General features: G+C 35.6%; 25 protein-coding genes and 1 pseudogene. 8 read left to right on the top strand and 18 right to left on the bottom strand.

The window, feature by feature from the left end; genetic code table 11:
- Positions 1-21 precede the first annotated feature (21 nt).
- The gene (locus BLV64_RS07745; RefSeq protein WP_092133700.1) at positions 22-720 is read left to right on the top strand and encodes a class I SAM-dependent methyltransferase; all 699 of its coding nucleotides are present in this window, start codon (positions 22-24) and stop codon (positions 718-720) included.
- Positions 721-730: 10 nt separating this feature from the next.
- Here BLV64_RS07745 and BLV64_RS07740 read toward each other — a convergent pair whose 3' ends face one another.
- The 4 genes from BLV64_RS07740 to BLV64_RS07725 form a co-directional block, all read right to left on the bottom strand.
- Complete coding sequence (locus BLV64_RS07740) at positions 731-1258, bottom strand: DUF2059 domain-containing protein (RefSeq protein WP_092133697.1); 528 nt, start codon at positions 1256-1258, stop codon at positions 731-733.
- Between the two features lie 38 nt (positions 1259-1296).
- Positions 1297-2919, bottom strand: a complete 1623-nt coding sequence (locus BLV64_RS07735; protein ID WP_092133695.1) for an amidohydrolase — start codon at positions 2917-2919, stop codon at positions 1297-1299.
- A gap of 109 nt (positions 2920-3028) precedes the next feature.
- The gene (locus tag BLV64_RS07730) at positions 3029-4762 is read right to left on the bottom strand and encodes a TonB-dependent receptor (protein ID WP_092133693.1); all 1734 of its coding nucleotides are present in this window, start codon (positions 4760-4762) and stop codon (positions 3029-3031) included.
- Between the two features lie 56 nt (positions 4763-4818).
- The gene (locus tag BLV64_RS07725) at positions 4819-7839 is read right to left on the bottom strand and encodes a tetratricopeptide repeat protein (RefSeq protein ID WP_092133690.1); all 3021 of its coding nucleotides are present in this window, start codon (positions 7837-7839) and stop codon (positions 4819-4821) included.
- 312 nt (positions 7840-8151) lie between these two features.
- Here BLV64_RS07725 and BLV64_RS07720 point away from each other — a divergent pair, with 312 nt between their 5' ends.
- Positions 8152-8841 carry a cell division ATP-binding protein FtsE gene (locus tag BLV64_RS07720; protein ID WP_092133687.1) on the top strand — a complete coding sequence of 230 codons (690 nt, stop codon included), beginning with the start codon at positions 8152-8154 and terminating at the stop codon, positions 8839-8841.
- 93 nt (positions 8842-8934) lie between these two features.
- Here the strand turns inward: BLV64_RS07720 and BLV64_RS07715 are convergent, their stop codons facing one another.
- A complete protein-coding gene (locus tag BLV64_RS07715) occupies positions 8935-9753 on the bottom strand; it encodes a 2OG-Fe(II) oxygenase (RefSeq protein WP_092133684.1) in 819 nt (272 codons plus the stop codon).
- A gap of 125 nt (positions 9754-9878) precedes the next feature.
- Here BLV64_RS07715 and BLV64_RS07710 point away from each other — a divergent pair, with 125 nt between their 5' ends.
- Positions 9879-10751 carry a glycosyltransferase family 2 protein gene (locus BLV64_RS07710; RefSeq protein ID WP_092133681.1) on the top strand — a complete coding sequence of 291 codons (873 nt, stop codon included), beginning with the start codon at positions 9879-9881 and terminating at the stop codon, positions 10749-10751.
- Between the two features lie 12 nt (positions 10752-10763).
- Here BLV64_RS07710 and BLV64_RS07705 read toward each other — a convergent pair whose 3' ends face one another.
- Both BLV64_RS07705 and BLV64_RS07700 read right to left on the bottom strand, forming a co-directional pair.
- Positions 10764-11183, bottom strand: coding sequence for a sugar 3,4-ketoisomerase (locus tag BLV64_RS07705; RefSeq protein ID WP_092133755.1), 420 nt, complete (start codon positions 11181-11183; stop codon positions 10764-10766).
- 18 nt (positions 11184-11201) lie between these two features.
- Positions 11202-12293: a glycosyltransferase gene (locus BLV64_RS07700; protein ID WP_092133679.1), complete on the bottom strand. Its 1092-nt coding sequence runs from the start codon at positions 12291-12293 to the stop codon at positions 11202-11204.
- A gap of 33 nt (positions 12294-12326) precedes the next feature.
- On the opposite strand from BLV64_RS07700, the gene BLV64_RS07695 reads away from it, so the two are divergent.
- Positions 12327-13469, top strand: coding sequence for a glycosyltransferase (locus BLV64_RS07695; protein WP_092133677.1), 1143 nt, complete (start codon positions 12327-12329; stop codon positions 13467-13469).
- Here BLV64_RS07695 and BLV64_RS07690 read toward each other — a convergent pair.
- From BLV64_RS07690 to typA, 9 genes are all read right to left on the bottom strand, one after another.
- On the bottom strand, positions 13466-14311 hold the full coding sequence (locus tag BLV64_RS07690) for a phytanoyl-CoA dioxygenase family protein (protein ID WP_092133675.1): 846 nt from the start codon (positions 14309-14311) through the stop codon (positions 13466-13468). The two genes, BLV64_RS07695 and BLV64_RS07690, sit on opposite strands and share 4 nt — an antisense overlap.
- A gap of 21 nt (positions 14312-14332) precedes the next feature.
- Positions 14333-15640, bottom strand: coding sequence for an O-antigen translocase (locus BLV64_RS07685; RefSeq protein ID WP_092133673.1), 1308 nt, complete (start codon positions 15638-15640; stop codon positions 14333-14335).
- Positions 15641-16741 carry a DegT/DnrJ/EryC1/StrS family aminotransferase gene (locus BLV64_RS07680; protein WP_092133671.1) on the bottom strand — a complete coding sequence of 367 codons (1101 nt, stop codon included), beginning with the start codon at positions 16739-16741 and terminating at the stop codon, positions 15641-15643.
- Entirely contained in the window at positions 16738-17610 is an 873-nt protein-coding gene (locus BLV64_RS07675) for a GNAT family N-acetyltransferase (protein WP_143034138.1), read from the bottom strand. Before BLV64_RS07675 ends, BLV64_RS07680 begins: the two co-directional genes overlap by 4 nt.
- 163 nt (positions 17611-17773) lie before the next feature.
- A complete protein-coding gene (locus BLV64_RS07670; RefSeq protein WP_092133666.1) occupies positions 17774-19255 on the bottom strand; it encodes a sulfatase-like hydrolase/transferase in 1482 nt (493 codons plus the stop codon).
- Between the two features lie 28 nt (positions 19256-19283).
- The gene (locus tag BLV64_RS07665; protein WP_245705884.1) at positions 19284-20663 is read right to left on the bottom strand and encodes a class I SAM-dependent methyltransferase; all 1380 of its coding nucleotides are present in this window, start codon (positions 20661-20663) and stop codon (positions 19284-19286) included.
- On the bottom strand, positions 20653-20862 hold the full coding sequence (locus BLV64_RS07660) for a hypothetical protein (protein WP_092133661.1): 210 nt from the start codon (positions 20860-20862) through the stop codon (positions 20653-20655). The genes BLV64_RS07665 and BLV64_RS07660 overlap by 11 nt, the downstream gene beginning before the upstream one ends.
- Before the next feature lie 108 nt (positions 20863-20970).
- A complete protein-coding gene (locus tag BLV64_RS07655) occupies positions 20971-21231 on the bottom strand; it encodes a uroporphyrinogen decarboxylase (RefSeq protein ID WP_092133659.1) in 261 nt (86 codons plus the stop codon).
- A gap of 115 nt (positions 21232-21346) precedes the next feature.
- Entirely contained in the window at positions 21347-23146 is a 1800-nt protein-coding gene (typA, locus tag BLV64_RS07650; RefSeq protein ID WP_092133657.1) for a translational GTPase TypA, read from the bottom strand.
- A 271-nt stretch (positions 23147-23417) separates the two neighbouring features.
- On the opposite strand from typA, the gene kdsA reads away from it, so the two are divergent.
- Together kdsA and BLV64_RS07640 are read left to right on the top strand one after the other, a co-directional pair.
- A complete protein-coding gene (gene kdsA, locus BLV64_RS07645; protein ID WP_092133655.1) occupies positions 23418-24236 on the top strand; it encodes a 3-deoxy-8-phosphooctulonate synthase in 819 nt (272 codons plus the stop codon).
- 14 nt (positions 24237-24250) lie between these two features.
- Positions 24251-25054 (top strand): META domain-containing protein, encoded by an 804-nt coding sequence (locus BLV64_RS07640; RefSeq protein ID WP_092133653.1) that lies wholly within the window; start codon positions 24251-24253, stop codon positions 25052-25054.
- Between the two features lie 78 nt (positions 25055-25132).
- On the opposite strand, the pseudogene BLV64_RS14725 reads toward BLV64_RS07640, so the two are convergent.
- Together BLV64_RS14725 and BLV64_RS14720 are read right to left on the bottom strand one after the other, a co-directional pair.
- Positions 25133-25345: pseudogene (locus BLV64_RS14725) on the bottom strand (DUF1801 domain-containing protein); the annotation flags it as partial.
- A 27-nt stretch (positions 25346-25372) separates the two neighbouring features.
- The gene (locus BLV64_RS14720) at positions 25373-25507 is read right to left on the bottom strand and encodes a DUF1801 domain-containing protein (protein ID WP_245705882.1); all 135 of its coding nucleotides are present in this window, start codon (positions 25505-25507) and stop codon (positions 25373-25375) included.
- Between the two features lie 105 nt (positions 25508-25612).
- Here BLV64_RS14720 and BLV64_RS07630 point away from each other — a divergent pair, with 105 nt between their 5' ends.
- Together BLV64_RS07630 and BLV64_RS07625 are read left to right on the top strand one after the other, a co-directional pair.
- Positions 25613-26221: a hypothetical protein gene (locus BLV64_RS07630; protein ID WP_092133651.1), complete on the top strand. Its 609-nt coding sequence runs from the start codon at positions 25613-25615 to the stop codon at positions 26219-26221.
- Positions 26218-26541: a hypothetical protein gene (locus tag BLV64_RS07625; RefSeq protein WP_092133649.1), complete on the top strand. Its 324-nt coding sequence runs from the start codon at positions 26218-26220 to the stop codon at positions 26539-26541. Before BLV64_RS07630 ends, BLV64_RS07625 begins: the two co-directional genes overlap by 4 nt.
- The last annotated feature ends 19 nt before the right edge of the window (positions 26542-26560 follow it).

Genomic DNA, 26560 nt, shown 5'->3' with positions numbered 1-26560 from the left:
GAAATAAAACACATTTTTAAAATGAAAGACCTTTTTGGCAACGCTTTATTAGATTATCAGAATAATAATTACACTGAAGATATTATTACCGCTACAAGTATTTCTGAAGAAGACACGTTACCCCTGCCCTATTTATTTCGCAGTTATGAAGACATGCCTCCTATTGAACAAAAAGCCTTAAGCTTGGCTAAAGGCCGCATTTTAGATGTTGGCGCTGGTGCTGGGAGTCATAGTTTATATTTACAAAACCAAGGTTTTAAAGTCAAGGCTATAGACACCTCTAAAGGAGCCGTTCGTGTATGCCAATTGCGAGGGGTTGAACAGGTTGAACATTTAGCTTTGTTAGAGGAGACAGAAACTTTCGATACTATTTTATTATTAATGAACGGTACTGGAATTTTTCAAACGTTTCAAAATATCCCTAGCTACCTAAAACATTTAAAAAGCCTCCTAAATCCTGGCGGACAGATTCTAATCGATTCTAGTGATATTACTTATATGTTTGAAGATGAAGATGGCGGTTTCTGGCAAGATTTACATAACGGCTATCACGGGGAAGTCGATTATTATTTAAGTTATAAAGATGAAGACGAAGTCCCTTTAAAATGGCTGTATCTCGATTTCCAATCGCTACATATAGCAGCAGCATCCTCTGGATTACACTGTGAAATGGTTTTCGAAGGTGAGCACTTTGATTATTTAGCGAAATTATGGATTTAAAACCGGCTTTTTAAAGCGAGTACCCTTGCTCTGAAAGTAACGTAACCATTTTATTAGATGTATTGTTGATCCATATTTTTGCTAATCGGCGTAATGATGCACTCATGTCACTTTGAGTCGCTTGGATTTTCTGACCTACCGCACTATTATAAAAAGCATCTAAGGTTTTGACCTCCTCTTTAGACAATGTTTTTTTTTGCAGCATATTTCTTCCGGCTTTAGAAGTATACAAGCCATTCATTTGCTCTATATCTTCAAGAGTAAAATACGTTTTATAAGCTTGAGACAACATTATTGCCAATCCGTTTTTCGCAAACTCTTTTTCTCTAGCCACACTTTCCCAAACATTATCGGGAATGGTATGAGAGGAAAACTCGGTTTTAATATCTTCAACCATAGCCTCCAAAACAGTGTCGTAATATGCCATAGTACCGTTACTTACTATACACTCTTTAACCGCAATAACATAGTCATCATCCTGAGCGTGAACTGAAGTTATTAAGGCAAGACTCAACATTAGGGCATATACTATTTTCATAACTATTTTTTATTTTATTGGCATGATAATGCAAGGCATTACTGTTTTATTCCGTTAATAAACGTTTTTACAACTTTAACCCATGGTATTCGCTGTTCGGGAATGGTCATTATATCGCTATCTAAGATAACAAAATCTGCCAACTTTCCGACTTCAATGCTCCCTTTTTCAAGTTCCTCAAAATTAGCATAGGCAGCCCAAATGGTCATCCCTTTTAAGGTTTCTTCTCGCGATAATGCATTTTCCATTTGAAAACCATTTTCAGGAAAATTATCCGTATCCTTTCTAGCCACTGCCGCATAAAAAGTTAATAAGGGATTTACCTGCTCTATAGGAAAGTCTGTTCCCAGTGCTATTTTCCCGCTAGCATCTAGCAAGTCTTTAAAGGCATAAGCTCCGCGAATACGATCGGGTCCTAAGCGATCTTCGGCCCAATACATATCGCTTGTCGCATGAGTAGGTTGCACCGAAGGGATGATATTCTCATTTTTAAAGTATTCAAAATCATTATCCGTAATAATTTGCGCATGCTCTACTCGCCATCGTTTATTAGATGAATTTTTCAGCGTTTTATTATAGGTATTCAATACAAACCGATTTGCAGAGTCTCCAATCGCATGCGTGTTCATCTGATAGTCTGCTGCCTCAATTTTCTTTGCTAATGCTTCAAATTCTGAAGTACCTATCACCATATTACCATAATGATTATGCTGGTCGCTATACGGTTGTTTTAAGGTCGCCCCACGAGATCCCAATGCGCCATCGGCATATACTTTTACTGACCGCACCTGTAGTCGCGATGTTTTAACAACCCCTTTATTTAGGTAATAGTCCAAGTTGCTTTTGGTATTACTCACCATAGCATACACACGCATTTGTAACTCTCCCGCTTGCTGTAAACTATCTATTAGTTCAATAACCGAACGATCTAAACCAGCATCAGAAACAGTGGTTAGCCCTAAGTCTGTGCAATATTTTTGCGCATCCAATAGCGCTTCAATTTGTTTTTGTTTGGTAGGTTTTGGAAAGGTAGCATATACCTTTTCCATGGGGTTATCGATTAACACACCGGTAAGCGCTCCATCCGTTATTAAAATCTCTCCGCCATTTGCGGGTGTATCTACTGTTATACCTGCTAAATCCAAGGCTACTTGATTACACAACATGGCATGACCGTCGATACGTGTTAACGCAACTGGTGTGTTTGGAAACAAGCTATCCAACTCTTTTTTAGTGGGGTACTCTTTGACGTTCCAATCGTTTTGATCCCATCCGCGACCAGATATATATTGCACATTATTTTCCTTTTGAAACCCTTTAACACGCTCTAGAACCTCAGCAAAACTTTTGGTACCCACCAAATTTACAGTTTGCAAATTCATACCTAAGCCGTAAAAATGACAATGCGCATCGATAAAACCAGGCACTATCGTTTGGTGGTTAGCATCAATAATCGCTTTAGAAGTATACTTGGATGTAATCGCTTCTGTAGATCCCACAGCTACAAACTTACCATCCGTAACCGCAAAAGCCTCTTGAGAATCGAAGGTATCATTAACCGTATAGACTTTGGCGTTTAGTACTATAGAATCGACTTCTATTTTATTTTTCTGACAAGATGAAAGTGCGAAAAGGGCAATAAGAAAGAGATAGTTTTTCATGGATAACGGACTATTTTATGATATAAAATATAATAATTCAGGTAAATATACGCATAAAAAAAGCCTCATATCGAGGCTTTTTTTATTTATGTAAGATTGTAGAAAGTCATTAAAAATCAAATTTATAAGTCGCTCCTGCCAATACTTGCAGTCCTTGAACCGGTGTGTTTTGCCATTTCTCATAAGCGCCCCCCACCAGATTATTACCTTTTGCAAACACCGATAAACGATCGTTTACATGATATCCAACGTGTGCGTTTAAATCAAAATAACTCTCTAAATCTACTACTTGAGATACCGATAAACTAGCATCTGTAAAGTTAGGCACACTAAACATATCTTTACGTTCGCCAACAAAAAACATATTAGCTCCTGCAAACCACTGCTCCGTGATTTGATAATCGGTTAAAATCGACACTTTAATTTCCGGTAAATTCCACGCTTCCGCTTCATTATCGGTATTATAAGCAAAATACTCTCCTTTAAGTCCCATGGTGAAATTGCGATTTAAATCGACATTCAATTCACCAGTAAAGCCAAACGTATTCACATTGTCGTACACTACACCAAAAGAGTTACCATAAGTATAATCTTCTTGCGATGCTGTAAGGTCATTATTAACGATTAGACCCTTGTTTCTTTCAGCTTTATAACTACCACTTACCACATAGCTCATTGTGTTTGTAAGCATCCCTTTCACCCCTAAAAAAGCATCATATTGCTTATCTGTTGGTGCAATAAAAAGTGTTGGAGATACAAACGGATTCAGGTTAGCATACTCATAGTATGAGTTCTGAACCAATCCCCCTTTAATTCCTCCAAAAGCAATTACAACATCATCAACAACACGGTAAGAGGCTTCTATATTTGGGTAAATATAGAATTTACTTTCACTAGCTTCAGTATTATTTAACAGTGTTGCCGTTACTCCAATATCCACAGTTAAATCATCTTGTTTTAACTGAAAGGTTGGTGTAAGTCCCACTAAAAAATTACTGTAATCAATAGAAGTATCGGTATAGTAGTTTCGCTCAAAGCTTCCGCTTAAATAATCAAAATTAATTACGGTTGAAATGAGTTCATCAGCTACTGGGAATGCGCCTCCTATTTTTGCTGTTAAACGGTTTTCACCCGACCCTCGATCATCTCCAAAGCGTCTAAAAAGCACAGAAACATCATCAACATAAGAATCTTCAAAACGGATATCTCCTGTAATATGAGCGTTCGTATAATTATGGGAAACGTCTAAAGAATCGGCAGTTGTTTGCGTGTATAAATCTTGCTGAATACCGTACCAGTTATAATTTTGAAATTGAAACCCTCCGCCAACGTTCCAGTTAAAATCACGTCCTCTATTGGCATAGTTTAGACGCAGTTTAGAATCCATAAAATTATCATCTAACAACACATCTTCGATACCACCACCAGAAGAATGGTGCCCCACATAAGCGCTAATATTTTCATCGCGACTTAGCTCATGGTTTAAATACACTTCACCTAGCAACGTGGTATAGGACCCTGCTCCTAAGGTCGCATAATTATTAAATAATTTTACACGCTTTGCCTTGTCAACCACTGCTGCTTTACCTTTAGCCGGTGTAAAGGTAGACGCCACTGGAAAAGAAAATATATTGTATTCTATTTCTTTTTTTGAGGTCGTCTCGTCGTCATCCAAAACGGGTGATTCTTTTACTTTAAAAGCATCAGAAATTGTTGGAGTATATGGTTTTACAACGTTAATTACGCCAGGGCGCAACGTATCTTGTTCGCGTTCTTGTGCAAATGCAAGCGTTGCCATTAAGGATAACGCGATGCTTAAAATTTGCTGTTTTTTACTAAACATATAATTGTGTTTATTTTTTTGTGATGATAATTGAGTTAACACGTCAGCTGTTTTTTTTAATCTTCAGGCTGAACGGAAGCATTTGTTTTCGCTTGCTCTGTTTTAATTTTGCTTAATTCCTCTTGTGCTTCGGCAACAACCTCCTTGTAGTCGGCGAAATTTTTAATCACACTTTCCAAGATGTAAGTCGCTTGAAAGGCATCGCCTAAAGCATTAAAGTTTTTAGCCATAATCACTAAGCCTTTTGCTCCGTAGTATTTGTAGCCAGAATAGTCTTTTGCTAAGCGCTGAATAACCACATTACTCGCTTCATGCTTTCCTGCTTTATTTTTAAAATACGCATTGTAGTATAGAGCTTCTGCAGCAGTTTCCCCTGTCGCTGTAAGCTCTACTTTCTCGTAGGCCTCTTTTGCTTTGGTTTCATTTCCTGTTTGCATTGCCGAGCGTGCAATAATAACCTGTGCATCACTCTTTACTTTATTATCAAGATTGGTATTACTCAGTACTTTTTCTGCATAATTTACAGCCTCGTTGTACTTTTTAAGCTGATAATTTGCTTGCATTAAATTAGACTGGGCAAACAAGCTGTTCTGAGGGAAATTAGCTTCTACATCCAATCGTTGCAAAACAGGGATCGCTTCACTCCATTTTTTAGTCTCCAAAATGATCTGAGACAAACGCAGTAAGGCTTCCTCTGTGAATTCACTTTGAGAGCTGTTAACCACATACTCAAAATGCGGCTTTGCCGTTTCTTTTAGATCCTTCTTAAAGTACAATTGCGCTAAATAAAAATGTGCTTGTTTAGCGTGAAGTCCTTGCGGAAATTGGTTGATATACACATTAAACTGCTTAATCGCATTATTAATATTGTTATCTAAGAACTGCTTTTCGGCGGCTTCGTAAGTTGCATTATCTAAATCGGCATCGGTAACCTCTACATAATCTAAGGTTTGTACCCACGCGGCATATTCATTTACCTGACCTAAATCGATGTAAATTAAACGCGCTGTAGATACTGCTTGATTCGCTTCTGGCGAATTAGGGAATGACCCAGCCACCTTTTTAAACTTTGTTAAGGCTTGCTGATTATTATTTCCATTATAATAGACTAAACCTTGACGCAATAAGGCTTTAGACACAAACGTGCTCGTTTTATAATCGGCAATTAGTCGGTCGTAAATAGCCAATGCTTTGTCTGTTTGATTATTTTTCACATAGGCATTACCTAGCGCGTACATGGCGTCATCTCGTAGTTTAGAATCTGTATATTTAGAAATAAATCGTACTAATTCTGTGATTTTTTTATCCTCTTCACCAATATAGCCGTAACTAATTGCTTGTTGAAAAAAGGCGTAATCCGCTTCTATTTTACCTACTTGGATTGCTTTTTCATAAGTCGCAATTGCTTTATTATATTGGCTTGATACGAAATAAGCATCCGCCAATCTTAAATAAGCATCGTTTAAACGCACATTGTCCTTACTTTTTGAATTCACAAATTGATTAAAGGTGTTTATCGCTTGCGGATAATTCTTCAATTTAAAATAGGTATAGGCTAAGTTATAATCTAAATTTTTAAACTCTTCCGTTGTTGATGCTGATGGCTGCTGCTGAAATTGTTTAAACCCAATTAAAGCATTGTCATAATTAGAAAGATTATACTCGGTTTCTGCTTTCCAAAAAGTAGCTCTCGCCGTAAACATTTCGTTTTGCTGCTCTCTTAAAGAAGCTTCAAATAAACCTTGTGCTTCCTGATAGTTATTTTCATTATACAATTCTAATCCTCTATAAAAAGCTACTTTCTGGTAGGCCACTTTATGTTCAAAACTGTTTTTTCCTTTTAATAAGATTAAGGCTTCTTTGTAGTTTTTTGATGTGATATACGAATCGATTAATAAGGTTTCGATTTCGGTCGTGTACTTAGATTTTGGATACGCTTCTAAATAAGAAGTTAATACTTGGGGTACGGATTGGTAAGGGTTACCTATTTCGTAACTGATTTTCGCGTAGTTTAACCAAGCATCCTCTTGAATTTTTAAATCATAATCCATTTGTGAAGCATTGCGAAAAGCGTTTAAAGCTTCCTGCTTTTTATCCACGCTAACATAACTTTCCCCTAAATGGTAGTAGGCATTTTGTGCAACGCTATTATCACCACCCACAATTTTATTAAATTCTGAAATGGCTTTATCATACTCCTTTTGTTTGTAGTACGCGTAACCGAGTTGGTAATAGTCGGTATTATTCCATTTTCCTTTTTTACCTCTGTATTCATTTAAATACGGAATAGCTTCGTCGTATTGTTCTAAATTAAAGTAGCTCTCACCAATAATTTTAGACAATTCTGAAACCTCATTGCGATCTCCTGATTTTAATTGGGCTTTTGCCAATTCAATAGCTTTTTCAAACTTCCCTAATTTAAAATTTAAATCGGCTTGATAATACGATAGCTTTTCTTTGTATTCTTCCTTATCGCTAACTTGATCAAAGTACGCATTCGCTTCATTATAATCGTCACCCTCATAGGCCATAAAACCAATATAGTACTTCGCTTGCGATCCATATTTTTGAGACGTTTGCACTTTGTTTAAATACTTCTTAGCGTCTTTATAATTTTTAGTTGTAAACGAGGCATAACCATTATTAAAGTAGTAGGTTTCACGATCGTTTCTGCCTAAGGCTCTCTCATCAACTTTAGCATACCATTTTTGAGCATGTGCATATTTCCCATTTTGAAAATAGTAATCCGCTACATCCACAAACGCCGTGTTACGCTTGGTGCTCGTAGGATAATCTTCAACAAACTCCTCGATTAATTTATCGGCATTCTGCTGATTTAGTCGCACAGCACAATTGGCAATATAAAAAGCACAGTCGGATTTTATATTTAACTCATCCGTATCCTTTTGAATACTATTAAAAACAGCTTGGGCTGCTAAGTATTGCTGGTTATTATATAATGTTAGGGCGCGTTGGTAATCGACCAAGTCGTTAGTATAGGCGGCAGACTCCTGGGCAGAAACCTGAATACTAAACCCGATGGCCAATAGGCTGTAGAAAATATGTTTTTTAGTCATTGACTATGTCGTTTTAAAATTTAATCTCAAAGATAATTATATCTTAAAATGTTAACGTTAGAATTTTGTTATAATTATATCTTTAATAACATAATCTTTCGCTTCCCATAGAATCTTTATCCCAAAGCAATACCATCCTGTTTAATTTAATCGTATACTTTTTATTGAAAATGACCGCTATATGTTTAACAGTATTAAGTATCAAATAATGGATTTACTTTTCATTTTTAAGCATTAATTGTTTACTTTGTGCTCTTAATTTACGCTGATTAAAGCACAGCTTTTTTCAGCCTAATCCATTAAATTGAAACTATGCCAAATCCAGTTCTAGAGTTTAAAGACGCTTCTATTTTTCAAGGTGACAGTCTTGTATTATCTGATGTTAACGTAAAAATTAACAAAGGTGATTTTGTGTACCTCATTGGTAAAACGGGCTCTGGGAAAAGTAGTTTTATGAAAACACTGTATGCCGATTTACCTTTAAAATCTGGTGAAGGACATATTGTAGATTTCGATTTAAAAACGCTTAAAGAAAAGGACATTCCGTTTTTGAGACGTAAATTAGGTGTTGTTTTTCAAGATTTTAAATTACTGACTGACCGCACGGTAAATGACAATTTACATTTTGTTTTAAAAGCGACGGGTTGGAAAGACAAGGCAGAAATGTCTAAAAAAATTGAAAGCGTACTCACCAAGGTCGGGATGAAAACTAGTGGCTTTAAATTCCCTCACGAATTGTCTGGTGGTGAGCAGCAACGTATCGCTATTGCCCGTGCCCTATTAAATGACCCAGAACTTATTTTAGCCGATGAGCCTACAGGTAATTTAGACCCTCAAACAAGTGTCGAAATTATGGAAGTACTTCAAGAGATTAATAAAAATGGAAATACTATTTTAATGGCCACTCACGACTATGCGCTGCTTTTAAAATACCCTAGTAAGACTTTAAAGTGCGATGAAAATCAAGTGTTTGAAGTCGTACAGCGAAAAGCTCAAGTGTAATTCAGCTGGTTTGTTACCTACGATTTTAGCAGCATCTTATGGGGATAAAGAAATCACCGTGTCTTTACCCAGATTAAGCACAGGCTTAAGCTTTTAATTTTCCTTTTTGTAAACATGTGGATTTTTACGAATCCCTTTTTTGAATACTTTTCGGATAAGCATTCGCAAGCTGGCATCGACATCTAAAATAAGATTGACGAAGGTTTGATTTGGACGCCCTCTAAATTTTGTAATATGAAAGCGATCGGATGTTTTTAATGGGTAATCACTAAAATAGTAATTAGAAATACAGCAGCGATTAGCATCGACCGTTACTTTGTTTACCGAATGCCATGACGTTTGATGTGTTGCCATGACTGCCAATCGGTTAAATTTACTCGCCACCACTACAGGTTCTTTTTTAGGTCCTTCAGGCCAAAGTTCTAAGTGACCACCATTCTCTAGTTTCCAATTTGGGGTAACGTAATACAACAAATTAAGCACACGCCATTTTTTACGTTCGGCATCATGGGAATTATCTAAATGGGGATTTAAAAAATTATCTTTAGCCATTAGCGATAAACCTCCTGCGTATAAGGAGTCGTCTGGATACAAGTTTTCGATATCACAAATCTCTCCTATAAGGCTTACAATTTTCGGATCTTGAAAGGCGTAAATTACCTGCTCTAAAAAAGGATCATGTTTATCCATTTGAGCTGAAACGTGTTTATACTCTTTCATAGATTTTAAAATACGCATTTCAGACGGTTCAGGAAAGCGTTTAAAACAGGCTTCGGCTAGTGCTTCAGGCAGAAGATCGTCGATATAAAAATAACCTATCTCCCCTTTCGACGCATTAAACTGCGCTGTTAACTCCTCCTTCTTATTAAGGATTTTGTTATAAATTAAGTCCGATATTTCTTGAATGTCCACTGCGAAACGCTTTAAATTCTACTCTGCAATTTAACATTTTATCTTGTAACTAAAGAGATAAAATAACCCCTATTTATATTCTAAAACACAGTTAAAATCAGTATTTTTATCACCTATACGAATCTATGCTATCCCTATTAATCCCGACATATAATTATAACATCTCCGAGCTTCTAACTAGCGTGCACAAGCAACTAGAGCTCGCCCATATTCCTTTCGAAATTATAGTGTTCGAGGATGGTAGCACATCGCCCAACCCCAGCTACACACATTTAAAGTATACTAAAGTAATAACTAGTAAAAATAATGTTGGTCGCGTTAAAGCCCGAAAGTTTTTAGCAGAACAAGCAACCTACAACTGGCTTTTATTTTTAGATGCCGATGTGATGCCTAAAAACCCCACGTTTATAACGGATTATCTCGCACAGCTTTCAAAGGGTTACGATGCTATTTTTGGCGGCTTTTATTATAAAAACACGCCTCCTAACGAGACACTTATGTTGCGTTGGAAATATGGAAAAACCAAAGAACAGGTTCCTGCTCGAATTAGAAATAAAACACCATATAAAATTATAATCTCAGCAAACTGCCTAATTAAAAAAGATCTTTTTTTAGAAATTAATAAGGCTATGAATCATAGTAAAGGCTATGGTTTTGACAATCTTTTTGCTGCGCTTTTAAAAGAAAATGACTGCAAGGTTTTACATATAGACAATGAAGTACATCATTTAGGAATTGAGAACAGTCTTAGGTATTTAAAGAAAAAAGAAGAAGCTGCATTAACACTTTTAAAACTAGAAAAAGGGGGACTAATAACAGCTCATGATAATGATTTACTAAACCTTTACACCACACTTAAAACCTATTACTTAACTGGTGTGGGGCGCTTATTTTTTAAAATCTTCGGGCCCGTTTTAAAAAAACAACTTACAGGTAAAAACCCTAATATTAATTTACTTCAGGTGTATCGGATTAGTTTTATGTGTTATCATAGTTAATCGGACAAAGGCCTACCTAATTTTATGTTCTAAAAACACCTCATAATCACGTATATAATCTGATTCGTCATAGACTTCGGATGCTAAAACCAAGCAAATTGCTCCCGAAGAGAAGTTTTCTAATTCCCTCCAAATACCAGGAACAATCAACAATCCTTTATTAGGTTTATTTAAGGTAATTGTACGTGTAGCTTGACCATCTTTTATAACCACATCAAAACTACCACTAATAGGAATAAGAAATTGTCTGAGGTTTTTATGCGCATGTCCCCCACGAAAAGCATCACTAGGCACATCATACAAATAATAAACACGCTCTATAGAAAAAGGCAATATCTCTTTCTCGATAACCGATAAATTACCTCTGCTGTTTTCATCTATTATTTTTGGAATCTCTATTATAGAAACGGAATGAACCGTGTTATTTTTCATATTCATATTTTGCATTTATCAACTATTTTCAATCAATTCACTCCATTGTTTAGCGGTGTTTTCTATTGAAAACTTTTCGACACTCTTTTTAGCGTTTTGTTTACATCTGGTGTATAATTCGTCATCTTGAACCATCCTATTTAAAGCTTTAGAAAAAGAGCTTACACTATTATTTTCGACTAGCAATCCGTTATACTCATCTACAATAATCTCTTTCGGACCAGACTTACAATCCACAGAAACAACAGGTGTCCCCAGTGCTAAAGACTCTAATAGCACCATAGGAAACCCTTCATAACGACTCGTTAAGCACACCATTTTTGCATTAACTACATACTGCAACGGGTTATTTACAAAAGGAACAAATCTAATATATTCATTTAAATTGTATTTAGAAACTAAATCCTTTAGATAGTCGGCATCTTTTCCAGATCCTAATATAACTAGGTGAACACCCTGATGTGCTAAAATAGAAGCTTTATAAGACGCTATGAGTAAGGTGAAGTTTTTAACACGATCGACTAACCTACCGTAAGCCAAAATATATGGTGGATGGGTGGTGTTAGTCTGCAGGGTAGCATCGATTTCCGGGAAGGCATTATAGATGTGTTCTACATTATTAAGATTATAGACTTTTTCTATTCGCTCTTTTATTTCTTTGGATACCGCAACTAGTTTAAAAGCGTTACGATAGAGCAGTTTTGACAAAAGTTGCGATGAAGGGAAATAGGTCTCTAAGTTATAACTCCCAACAATGTATATGACTTTATTGTTTTTATAAATAAAATTAGAAATAAGACATTGCTTAAATCCTGATGGTCGCGACCGACTGTCGATAATAATATCAAATGCGTGATCGCGGAGGTAATTTCTAAAAACACACCAGCGGTTCCAACGACCGCGAAGAGAATCGTCTTTATCTTTTAAGGCCCCCAAATTTAATAAGCTGCCTTTATAATCGTAATCAATATGATTTAAAACACTAATAATATGAACGTTGTAACCAAGATTAAACAGCATTTGCGATAAGGTTGCAGAAGCTTTCTGAGCACCGCCTTTCCCCAAGGAAGAAACAATGATGCAAATCTTTTTTTTATTACTACAATTCATTTATTTTTATTGAAGTTTCAACAAATATAGTGAATGAAAATCTTATTAATTGGAGAATATAATTCTTCGCATTATACATTAAAAGAAGGCTTAGAAGCTTTGGGACATTCTGCGGTAGTTGTTGGAAACGGCGATGGCTTTAAAAAAATTAAAGTAGACATTAAATTCAATTTGAGATTTAATTCTGGCATCTCCTTTTATATCAAACGTTTTATTTATAAACTCACAGGTCTTGATATTACCTCTTTAGATATTGAACGCCAATTTAACAAGCACAAAAAACACTTTACTAATTACGATGTCGTTCAGCTCATTAATGAAAGCCCGTTTAAAGCACAGCCTAAAACAGAACGCAAACTGCTAAAATTCGTTTTCGACAACAATAAAAATGTCTTTTTACTTTCTTGTGGTACCGATTATATAAGTGTTAAATATGCTGAAGAAAAAAAATTCAGGTATTCCATTTTAACCCCTTATTTTGAGAATAAAGGAACAAAAAAAATGTTTTGGCATGCCTTAATGTATACGACTGCTCCGTATAAAGCCATGCATCAATTTATATATAAAAATATTAAAGGGGTAATTGCATCGGACCTTGATTATGACATTCCGTTAAAGGGACACGATAAATATTTAGGGTTAATCCCCAACCCTATTCACACCGACAGACTTAAATTTAAACCACTAGATGTCTCTGGTAAGATTGTTATTTTTCATGGGATAAATGACAATAATTACTACAAAAAAGGGAATGATATTTTTGAAGACGCCTTAAGCATACTTCAACAAAAGTATAGCGATAGGATTAAAATAGTCACCGTAAGAAGTCTTCCTTATAAAGACTATATAAACGCATTTAACGACGCACATATTCTTCTAGATCAAGTGTATGCTTACGACCAAGGTTTTAATGCCTTAGAAGCCATGGCCAAAGGTAAAGTTGTTTTTACTGGTGCTGAAAAAGAGTGGTTAGAGCGTTACAATTTGGAAGAAGATACGGTAGCCATAAACGCATTACCTAATGCGGAGCATATTGCTTCTAAGTTAGAATGGCTTATTCTGAATCCTGAAAAAATTAAAGACATCTCAAAAAATGCTAGAGCATTTATAGAAAAAGAACACGATTATAAACAAATTGCTAAACAGTACCTAGACTACTGGACGGCAAACTTTTAATGTTTTGCTTTGGGAAATCTAAGTTCTAGCGATACTCTTGTAATATCTGTATTTTTATTAACGGCGGCACCATGAATTAAAAACGGTGTAAATAATAAGGCCTCGCCCTCCATCGGGTTGGGTCTAAGCATAGAAATAGGCCCCGACTTCGTTTCTAAAATACAAGGTACATAATACAGATTACCATTAATTTCGGCCCCTTTACTCTCTGTTCGTAATATTTCGTTTTCTGGAATTAGATGACTACCAGAAAACACCGGTAATGAAGAGCGTTCATTACAACCTTCGATAGGCACCCACACATTAATAATATCTTCCCAGTAGCTTAAATAACCATCGCGATGAGGCGGGTTAATATCTAGAGAATTGGGTCTGCTGATTCTAATTTGAATATGTGATTTCTGCAACTCTTCAATCCACGAGGTGAGATCGTAACCTAAAATAGCACCAAATCTTTGGGCCAACACTTCGATATCAAAATCTAAGTCTTTATTTTCTAAATTCTTAGTAATCTCTATCACCTTGCCATGTAATGCATTAGTAGTAACCACCTCATGGTATTTTGCTAAACAAAAGGTATCGGGATCACAAGGGATATTATTCGCCTGAATAGCCTTAATAATTTGATTGGTAGTTGCTTTTTTTAATCTAGAAAACTCATCGTTATAAAAGGCTTGAACCACTTTATACCCTTCTTTTTTCCAATCCATTTTAGAAATGATATTGTCATCTTCTTTAAACAACAACTCCTCCTCGCCCCAAAAAAAGTCTCCTTTAACATCGAATGCATACGACTCGTTGTCTAAAAATAATTTACATTGTTTTTGGTGTGAAGTAATCATTATCCTTTCTCGGTTTTTCTTTTATAAAGCTCGGTTCTCCTCCTGTTTTGTACCAAACAGCGCCGTGCTAAAAATAAGTAATATCACGCTATAATACATAACATAAGTGATAAAATAGGCAATCGTGGCACCTTTAACACCATAACGATCTATACAATAAAGACTTAAAAAATATAATAAACTCAGAGAGAAAATCTCTGTTAGAATATAATGCCAAAACATTTTCTTCGCTAAAAACTGAATGGAGATTACTAGAGATAACACTTTTACAAAATCGCCAAGGAGTTGCCATAAAAACAAATCGGTTACCGGCATAAAGTCTTTAGTAAATAGTATCTGAACTATAAAATCCCTTAAAAAATAAATCACAATTAACCCCAAAGCAAATAGAGGCATTATCGTTTTATAGAAGTGAAACACCTCTTTTCTAAACCCCTTATCGGTAGTAATTTCAGAAAACCTGGGCAACACATAAAGGGTTAAAAGCGACCCTATAAACATTAAATAATACTTTGAGATCCTAGTAATTGCCTCCCACATACCGGCATCTTCTAGACTTACCGTCTCTATAATATAGGTCCGAATACCAATAGCCACAAAGGGAATTAACAGCGCCGAAAACAAAGCCATTCCCGAATAGGAACTCAGTGTTTTAACCATCTTAAAACTGAATTGACTAAAATTAAAAGCGGTAGCTAGGCGACGTTGTTTAAATACAGTAATTAAAGTTATAAAAAACAGAACGGACTCTGCAATAACCACTGCAATTAAAGCACCTTGCAATTGCTTCTGCCAAATAAGCAGCATGGTGATTATTGCTCCAACCACTTGAGCCACACTATTAATTAGAATTAGTTTTTTAAACTGAGAGTAACCATTTAAAATGGCTAAAACGAACATATTTAAGGCATAGAACGGAAGCGCTACAGCAAATATTTTTATTATATACGTAAAATCATAATAGTCTTTAAAAATATAATGACTTAGTGCCTCGGCATTAAAAAAGCAAACCAATGATACGATACAAGTAGAAATAAGTCCTAAATAATAGGTTGTGGATAGGACTTTTGAAAGTTCTGAACTATTCTTTTTAAATTCAGAAACGTATTTTATCACCCCATTATACAGTCCTAAAACCGAAAAGCTTTGAGCGGCGGTGACAAAATTCCTCAAGTTTCCCACCAATGCTAATCCTTCGGCCCCCACAAAAACTGCAATAAATTTAGAAGTTAAAAAGCCTGCGATAATGCGTAGCAATACAGCGATAGAATTAAGCGAGGCTACCTTAATTAACACATTATCTCTAAAATAATTTATTAGTGTTTTCAATTAGTAAGCGTTTACAAGGTCAATAATTTTATCGACATCAGCCGCATCCATTACGGGGCTTATAGGTAAACTCACACAGCGTTCGTGAATCTTTTCGGTAATAGGTAAATCTAAATGACTGAATGTTTTTAAAGCCTGCTGCTGGTGTGGTGGTATAGGATAATGCACGCCGGTTTCTACGCCGTTATCATTTAAATAGCGGACAAACTTCTTTCGTTCTTCGACCAACACCACAAACAAATGAAAAACATGATCTTTAGCCCCATCGTAGTAAGGTAGAGTGACCTTAGGGTTTGCAATACCTTGTAAATAGTGTTTTGCCACTTGGCGTCTTGCTGAATTATCGGCATCTAAAGCCTTGAGCTTAATCGATAAAAAACGGGCTTGAATCTCGTCTAATCGCGCGTTTACACCAATACGATCATTTACATATTTAGACGAGGTTCCATAATTTCTTAATTGTTTAATCACTTGTGCTAGCGCCTCATTATTCGTAGTAATAGCACCTGCATCTCCTAGGGCCCCTAAATTTTTACTGGGATAGAAACTAAACGCTGCGGCATCTCCTAAATTCCCCGCTTTAACCCCTAGATCATCTTCGGCACCATGGGCTTGAGCCGCGTCTTCAATACACAATAAACTATGCGTCTTACACAGATAGTCAATCGCTTTCATATTGCACAACTGCCCATACAAGTGCACCACTAAAACAGCCTTGGTTTTAGTAGTAATATGCTCCTCCATAGCGAGAGGTTCTATATTATAAGTCGAACTATTAGGCTCCACAAACACAGGCTTTAAACCCGAATTTACTAGCGCTATAATAGAGGCTATATAAGTGTTTGCGGGTACTAAGACCTCATCGCCTTTTTTTAGAACACCCAATTCTAAATACCCCTTAAAAATGAGAGACAAGGCGTCCAAACCATTACTTACTCCAATAGCATATTTTGTTCCGCAGTACACTAAAAAATCGGCTTCAAACTGCGTGACTCCCTTGCCTAAAATATAGTGACCTGAATCTAGAAAGTCCTTAAACTCATCTTGAAATGGCGTGTCGAATCGTGCGTTGATTTTATGTAAGTCTAAAAATTTAATCATAATAACACAGCATCTAAAAGCGTGTATTTGTTTGTTTGTATGCTATAAAAATCTTGGGTAACTGTTCTCGCCCCAAAGCCTTCTTTCCAATAAAGTAATCCCGAATTTATATTTTTACCTGCATTTTCATTCGAAATCCCAAAATCGAAATACTTTTTATCTTTAAAAACCGTATCAATAAGGTAGCTGTGTAAAAAGTCTAGGCTTCCCAAAGTATTATTTTCATTATTCCCCGATATGTATTGGGAGTGTGCCACGTGTTCCGTTTCAAAAATGGTTGTCCCTGCCACCAATCGGTTTTTATAATACACATTAAACTGCCGGATATTTTTCGGGAACCGCGATTTAAGTAATTGGATTTCCTCTAAGCTATGAACCGGTTTAGTCTTATATTTTTGCTGTAAATTCACTTCCAATAGCGACTTCCAAAAGCCTTCCATTTGGGTTTCTTCTTTTACTACGAGTCCGTTTTTAACCCCTCGTTTTGTCCCCTCTTTTCTATCTTTAGATCGCTTTACCACTTCAGAAAGCGGGATAACCGATAAGACATCGCGGCGTTCAAGTTTCGCCTGGAGAATAAACATAAGGTACTTAAGCTCATCGTTAGGGAAGCTCGCATAAATATCAGGCAATACTTTTAAGCCTAAAGTAGTAATTTTCGACTCGGAGAGGTGTTTTAAAACCGCTCTAAAAATAGCGAGCACATGATTAAATTTCACATTGGTCCCGAATAACAAACCACCATAGGTTAAGCCTTGATGGGAGATTACGGTATTACCGACAGCGTTCATAGGAAAAACAGCCACTAATTTATCGTTTCTAAAAATCAATAATGAGGCCTCCTTAAAACGGTCGCTATGGTACTCCATAAAATCGCGATGAAACAAGAACGTACTGTTCTTAGCTTCAGCAATAAAGCTATTCCAAAGAGCTTTGTGTTCGGCTTGGTATGTGTGTACTGAAAAAATGACGTTTAGAAATTTAGCTTTAAAGGTTGAAAGTACTAATTAAATTAGAATTAATGGAGTTAATCTAATTAGAAAGTTTTTGATAACTCACATTTCCGTTTGTATCAATACACTCATAATAATGCGTGCTCCCATCTTCATGTAAAGGCAAATAACTAGAATCGGGTTCTAAGTCGTCTAAAAAGGCTTGATTATCTGTCAATCCATAAAAGACTGTTTTAAAAAGGTTTACAGTACTTTTAAAGCTTAGCTGCTCCGGATCCATTTCTTTTGGATATTTAATACTTAATAAGGTACTAAAAGCAGATTGAGCTTCTTGATTGGTTAGCCTGCGTTTAACAGCTTCCATAGTATATTCCAAACCGACAAAACCTCCATGATCGGCAACTAGTATTACCAATGCATTTTCGTCATAAGCATTTATCCTTGTTATTAAATCCTCTAACCACACATTAGCCTGTTCTAATTTATCCAAATAACGCTTTCGCTCTCCTTCCACACCACGTGAAGCACTTTGCTTGTAAATAACATGTCCAGGAATGGTCTTTTCGATAAAGAAAAAATTGTGCTTTTTTGGTAAAGTATCTAACACCTGTTTAAAGTCTGATACGATATCAATTCCTTTAATCACGCCATTTTTATATAAGGAAACACTCGCTTTTGGCACATTGCAATACGTATAAGCTAAAGGGATACGATCGAAAAGAAAATAAGAATTATCGGTAAACAAATACGAATTGTAACCGTTATTCTGTAATATTTTAAGCACCGTGTTTTGCTCTCCAACAATAACATCTGTGGCATTATGCGTTTTTAAAGTCCTTTTATTTGTATTGCTATAATAATGATGCTTCATTCCAAAAAGTGATGCGTTGGAAGTTAAAGTCGAGTAGTAATTGCTTCTAAAATTAGAGTAATTTATAAAGTTATTTTTATCGAGAAAAGACTCAAAGGCCGAATTGTCATAATTATAAAACCCTTTGTTTATAACATCTTTACCCACATAACCATCGGGTTGAATAACAAAAATATTAGGTTTATGTTTTAGTTTAGCATTTAGAATGGCATCTGAACTTTGCAACCAACCTGCATTATTTTGAGTCATAGCGAAATGCAGTTTCGGAATTAAGGTCAACAGACTTATTAGAGCCAATAGGCATTGTAACACTATTATTTTTTTAAGATGCTTGTAGAGTACAAACCCTAATCCTCCCGAAACAATAAGCGCTGTCAACATTTCTTTTTTATTAAAATGAAATATTAAAACACCCAACAACGCTGTAAATAGCGATAAACTAAGTACGGATAAGTTGTACTTTTCTAAGGCACTTAACGGTCTAAAACGCATTAAAAGCGTACTAAGCCCTATAATAATTTGAGGCAAAATAAAACAAAGAAATACTAAAAATAGAACTTGCTCCCAAGACCCCACCATGTAAACATTACTACTGTAATAATGCAAAAACGGGTAAAGCCCTAAAGCGAAAGCCGTAAGCTTAGGAAACTGCGCTGTAGAACTGAGGACGTTTTTTATATGTTGAATCATTTATTTGATACTTAGCAATGTATAAAAGCTATTTCACTTTAAATAAATACATTACGCGTTCCGACTTTTCAATGGATTGCTTTTCGATTAACTCAAAATACAAAGAAAAAGCCGATTCAAAATTAACTTGGTTATAAAAATCAAAATAGGATTCAAACTCGCCTTTAGATTTTAATAGTCGTTGTACCCATGAATCTTCACGTTTAGGAAATTCAATAATTAAATAATTAGAGAAAGCCCTAAAAAATTTAGCCGACGCACTAAAGGGAACATTTCCAGATAATGACATATGATGTATAACTGCTAAGGCCAAGGTAACATCCGGATGAAAAGCCGACACACGCTCGATAAATGATTGGCGCTCCTGATTATTAAAACCAATTGTTGCCGAAGGATTTAAAACATCCAAAACAAAAGGTGTGATAAAGCGCTCTTTATTCTGCTTGATTTGTTTATAGTTATAGTCAACAGCATTATTATCTATATCACACACCAAAGCTTGCTGCAAGGGCGCTGTAATACGTCTAACAAACGTGCCATCGTTACCCCCAACATCAATTACAGTTTTGGTATTAAGCGTGTTAATCCATTTATTAATGATAGCCGACTTTAGCTGAAAAGCGGTATCAGAATAATTGGTTTTCTCGTAATACTTCCCCCATTCAGAAGCTTCTTTAAGCTCTAGCTTTTTAATGTAGCTATAAAGGCTTTCAATAATATTTAGCTGCCCTTTTTTAGACAGGCTAGCCACTTTTGTTTCCCCCTTATAATCGGTGCTATGTTTCTCTTCAAATTTAGCTAGTAAGTGAATATTAGAATATAAAAAGGGGTTGAGTTTAGTTTTAAAAGGCAATAAGGACGCGATGGTTTTCACCGGAATACCATCAATAAAATTGCTAGATAACTTCAACATTTCAGAACCGTGAAAATGAGCTAATACCAACGGCCCTAGAAAATGAGTTATAAACTGTTTATAAGCGCGCCACGGCGTATTTTCTTGATAAAACTCAAAGGACAAGGTGTCAATAAAAATTGCTTTACCATTATGAAACACAATATTAAAAGCAGAGGCATCTTTTAAAGAAAACCCGTTTTCTAAACAAAATTTCTGTAGTTTTAAAGTGAGTAATGCCGCTTCTTTATACTGATTAAAACACCACTCATAAGGGTAAGTAATAAAGGGAATAAACTCTGGCTGTATAATAATTTCATCGTCTGAAGCAGACAACTCTTCATGCTTTACTAAAAGTTCGTTTTTAAAAAGTGTATTAAAAAATCCTGAAGATTTTAAACGGTAATAGTGCTCAAAATAAATCGGATTAATAACGCGCTTAATAACCCCGTTATCAGTAAACACATACCCCGAAGGATCCCTAAAAGAAGATGAATGAATGGCTTTAGTGGTCACTGTCTGTTTTATTTTCGCTCTTCGAATCGTTAACATTAATATCGTCAAACAACTCCTGGTCATCGTGTTTTATTAACCCTAAAAGCGTTTTTATTTTATACATCACGTTTTTAGAAAACAAGATTACACCTGCAACAGCAGCTATAATAGCTTGTAGAATCATAGCTCCCAACCCGGGATCGAAATAAAGGCTGTACATAGTAGTCTCTTTTTTTTTGTAAATATAGAAAATCTTGGCAGACTTTATCTCAAAGAAGACGAAGAAGGCAAGTCGCGTAATGACTTTAATCGCTAAGGCTTTAAATGTTTAGTTTTTAGCTGGGTCCGAAGATGGGCGTTTTAAAACAGCAAAGTAAAAATTCACTAAAAATATAGCCCCATTAGCAATTATAATTGGTAGCCCTACACGAAGCGATGGTATTAGAAACCCATAGAGAACAAAAAGGAAACACCCCATCATATTTACTAGTCGAAGTTTTACAACATCTTTCATAGTAAATGATAGTAACACCATAAAAGAGGCCAAGTAACCAATATATTCAGCACCTGTAATTCCAAATAGTTCCATAAGCTCTCAAATTAAGTTTATTTCTATGTTAGCACATAACATCAATTCAATATATAAAAAAAGAGGAACTCTACAGTAGAGTTCCTCTTTTTAAATCTATTACAGAATCTGTAAATTAAACAATCTTGTTACGTTTACGATCTGTTTCCTTTAACCAAATTTTACGAATACGTAAGTGGTTTGGTGTTACTTCAACATACTCATCCTTTTGGATGTATTCTAAAGCTTCCTCTAAAGAGAATTTAATTGCTGGTACAATTTTCGCTTTATCATCTGCTCCCGAAGAACGTACATTACTCTGTTTTTTAGCTTTTGTAATATTTACAGTCATATCATCTTGACGCGAATTCTCACCAATAACCTGACCTTCGTAAATACTTTCTCCTGGCTCTACAAAGAACTTACCTCTATCTTGTAATTTATCGATAGAATAAGGAATCGCTGTTCCGTTTTCCATAGACACTAAAGATCCTGAAATACGTCCAGGAATACTTCCTTTTAAAGGTTGGTATTCTTTGTAACGGTGTGCCATAATAGCCTCACCCGCTGTTGCTGTTAGCAATTGGTTACGTAAACCAATAATACCACGAGATGGAATTAAGAATTCGCATACCATACGATCTCCTTTAGCCTCCATACTTAGCATTTCACCACGACGCATGGTTACAAACTCTACCGCTTTACCAGATACATTTTCTGGAAGGTCGATAGTTAATTCCTCGATAGGCTCACATTTAACCCCATCAATTTCTTTTATAATTACTTGTGGTTGCCCAATTTGTAATTCGTAGCCTTCACGACGCATGGTTTCGATTAATACCGATAAGTGTAATACCCCACGGCCAAACACCATAAATTTATCGGCACTACCTGTTTCACCAAGTCTAAGTGCTAAGTTTTTCTCTAATTCTTTTTCTAGACGCTCTTTAATATGTCTAGACGTTACATACTTTCCGTCTTTTCCAAAGAAAGGCGAATCGTTAATAGTAAACAACATACTCATTGTAGGCTCATCGATAGCAATCGATTTTAAACCTTCTGGGTTTTCAAAATCAGCAACTGTATCCCCAATTTCAAATCCTTCAATTCCTACAATAGCACAGATATCTCCTGTTTGAACACTTTGTACTTTTTTACGACCTAATCCTTCAAAAACAAAAAGTTCTTTAATTTTAGTTTTCGTAACAGTACCATCGCGTTTAACTAATGATATTTGTTGTCCTTCTTCTAATTTCCCACGTTGTAATCTACCAATCGCAATACGACCTGTAAAAGAAGAGAAATCTAAAGATGTAATTAATAATTGTGTTGTTCCTTCATCAAATTTTGGAGTTGGTACATGCTCAACAACCATATCTAATAACGGCTCAATATTGTCAGTTTCATTTCTCCAGTCTGTACTCATCCAGTTGTTTTTCGCTGAACCGTAAACTGCAGGAAAATCTAACTGCCACTCTTCTGCTCCTAATTCGAACATTAAGTCAAACACTTTTTCATGTACCTCATCAGGAGTACAGTTTTCCTTATCTACCTTGTTAATAACCACACAAGGTTTTAATCCTAAGTCAATTGCTTTTTGTAGTACAAAACGCGTTTGAGGCATTGGACCTTCAAAAGCATCTACTAATAATACTACACCATCGGCCATATTTAAAACACGTTCAACTTCACCACCAAAATCGGCGTGACCAGGAGTATCGATAATATTAATTTTTGTATCCTTATAAATAACAGATACGTTTTTAGAAGTAATAGTAATACCACGCTCACGCTCGATATCGTTATTATCAAGTATTAAATCTCCCGTATTTTCGTTCTCACGAAACAGTTGACAATGGTACATAATCTTGTCTACCACTGTTGTTTTTCCGTGATCTACGTGTGCAATAATTGCGATGTTTTTAATTTTAGCCATATATTGGTGCCTTTTTTTTAAGGCTGCAAAGTTAATTATAAAAAATGGATAATTAATACAATTTTTTTTTTAATAGCATTCCCTCTTTTTTTATCAAAAAAAAGGACCGCGCTTTTCGCTATATCTTTTTAATGCTTAATGACTTATCGCATAAAAAAGGATGCCGCTACTATCGCTAATGCGCCCTCAAAAGAGACTCCTTTTTCAATCGGAAAAAAAGTTTTCTATACCATAACAAATACTATCTTTGTAATATTATAAAAATATTCATATGACACTTCAACATATTCCTAAAATAAAACATACCGATAGCAATAATTTCTTTTTATTATGTGGTCCTTGCGCCATAGAAGGTGAAGATATGGCTTTCCGAATTGCCGAGCGTGTATTAAACATTACCAATACATTAAAAATCCCTTTTATCTTTAAAGGCAGCTTTAAAAAAGCCAACCGAAGCCGTATTGATAGCTTTACCGGAATTGGAGATGAAAAGGCTTTAGAAATACTTAAAAAAGTTTCTGAAAAGTTCGACGTCCCGACCGTTACCGATATTCACGAGGTTAGCGATGCTGCATTTGCCGCTCAGTATGTCGATGTATTACAAATCCCTGCCTTTTTAGTTCGCCAAACAGATTTAGTAGTGGCTGCAGCAAAAACAGGTAAAGTAGTTAATCTTAAAAAAGGACAGTTTATGAGTCCGGAAGCCATGAAACACGCCGTACAAAAAGTAAAAGATGCCGGTAATGAAAAAGCATGGATTACCGATCGTGGGACCATGTTTGGCTACCAAGATATGATTGTCGATTTTAGAGGCATACCAACCATGAGACACTATGCACCTACCGTTTTAGATGTTACCCACTCACTTCAGCAACCTAATCAAAGTGCTGGTGTTACCGGTGGTAGACCAGATATGATAGAAACGATTGCACGTGCCGGTATTGTAAATAATGTGGACGGACTCTTTATAGAAACACATTTTGATCCTGCAAATGCTAAAAGTGATGGGGCTAATATGTTACACTTAGATAACTTAGAACCTTTATTAACGAATTTAGTTGCAATAAGAAAAACCATAAATACGTTTTAAACCCCTTTTCTATTATGAATAAGTCTCTGGTTTACCTACTCACCTGCTCCCTATTAGTTTTCCTATTTAACTGCAAGGACGCAAGCAAAGATCCATCCAAAAACGCGATGCCTTCAGAATCATCAGTAAGTACAACTGGAGGTTCTTTAAAGAGCAGTACCGCGCCTATTTCAACCTTTTTTATAGGGTTTGGATCAGATAGTATTTGGACCTTAGAACTTTCTAATGAGTTTATAACATTCACTTCTGAAGACAGTCGTTTTAAGCATTTCAAAATTAAAACACCAGAAGTCACTAGAGTTGCCGATGCCAATATTAAACATTATAAAGGCGATACACCCTTAGGCGAAGTTGTAATTACCATAGCTCAAGAAGACAGCGAAAACGAACAGGAACAACCGCAGTATAAAACAACCTTGGTATTTAACAAAACGAAAACTGAGGCATCAAAAACCTTTGAAGGTTTTGGGAACTATATTTTAGATTACAGATTAAACGGCACTTGGGTATTAGAATCCATAAAAAATGAACCGGTATCGGTTGCCAATTTCAACAAAAAACTGCCGACGTTAATTATCAACGCCGAAGAAAAAACCTATTCTGGATTTAGTGGATGCAATGGTCTAGGCGGTAATTTGTTTACCGAAAACGATCTTATACGTTTTAACCATGGTATTAGCACACTTATGGCCTGCCCTGACAATAAGGAAAATGAATACCGTAAGCAACTACAAAAAACAACACAGTATAACATCTCCGAAACACATTTGGAGTTTTCAAATCCTAACGGACCAACAGTGCGTTATAAAAAGGGCTAGTGATTTTTTAGAGAACTTCTCATGCTGCTCTCACTATGAAATCTTGAAAATGTAATTATTTAATACCTCCATATTTAATCACATCTTTGTTTGTTTTAATTCTTTTAAAACGAGTGTACGCGCTTCGTTTAAAATATCTATTAGCACTTCATTCTTTATCTTTTCTAGGGAGGTATAACGAAGAGACATCATTTTTTTTCGGTTTTCTGTGATATGATACTCTTTATGACTTTGTAATTGAGTTCCTAGTACAAAGCCCAAATCCACATACTTCTTTTTTAAATTGAGATTAAAATAGCAAAGCGCTTTCTTTTTATACTAATAAAAAGGCAGTTTCCATTTATACTTCATTTCCGCTTCCGGAAGCGTCGTCGCCACCAACAGTTGTAAGTGTAATAATATAGACCGATAAGGTTCTGAAGCTTCAATTAAATACGTTTCCGCGGGATTCATAAACTTGCAAATGATTAATAAGAAGGCATAAAATAATAATTTAAAACAATTTACTTGTGTGACTCATAAAAAACACTTTACTTTGTTTTTCAAAGTACTTTTAATATGAAGCAAAAAGATTATTTAAAAGATATAAGCGAAATCAAAAATTTAATGAATAAGTCTTCGCGATTTATTTCGCTTAGTGGTTTGTCTGGCATTCTCGCTGGTATCTACGCTTTAATTGGTGCCGCAATTGCCTATTACTTGGTCGACACCTACAGTTCCGGAACGCTTTTATTAGACGGTTGGATTTTTAGAACCGTAATGTTAGTCTTGTTTCTGGTTGCCCTTTTTAGTATTATTACAGGTATACTACTCACCACAAAGAAGGCTAAAAAAAATGGAGAACAAATATGGGACAGCTCTTCGAAACGTTTAATATCCAACTTTTTAATTCCTTTAGTTGCCGGAGGTATATACATTTTAATTATATTAACTCAAGGTAAATATGGGCAAACAGGAGGATTAATGCTTATTTTTTATGGATTAGCCTTAGTTAGCGCATCGAAGTATAGTATTGGTGACATAAAATACTTGGGGTTTATTGAAATAACTTTAGGTCTTATTGCAGCACTGTTTCCTGGTTATGGATTTTGGTTATGGGTTATAGGATTTGGTATCATGCACATCATTTACGGAACTATTATGCACTTTAAATACGATATTAAATGAAAAAAGCACTTAAAATAGGCGTACTTGTTATGGTTTTAGTTTATATCAGCGGACTCGGATATACCTACTACTCTAACAATAAATTTGATCAACAATTTGAGTTTTACGACAGTGACAAAAATGGTGTTATAGACGGTGATGAGATTACTCGAGAATCAAAATTATTCTTGAACCAAACGGCCAGTAGAAAAACAACAAATCAAGCTGTAATCATACTTATTCCAATTGCTGTTTTTTTCGGTGTTGTGTCTTTCGGTATGACCATACTTTTTAGTAAAATGAAGAACATTAATGATAATGAAATTCATTACGGCCAATAAATAGGATGTAAGAGAATTA

Origin of the sequence: Bizionia paragorgiae (genome assembly GCF_900107625.1) — a bacterium.
Lineage (GTDB): Bacteria > Bacteroidota > Bacteroidia > Flavobacteriales > Flavobacteriaceae > Bizionia > Bizionia paragorgiae.
The sequence above is the reverse complement of the archived record's forward strand: the minus strand, read 5'-3'. Positions and strand labels throughout refer to the sequence as shown.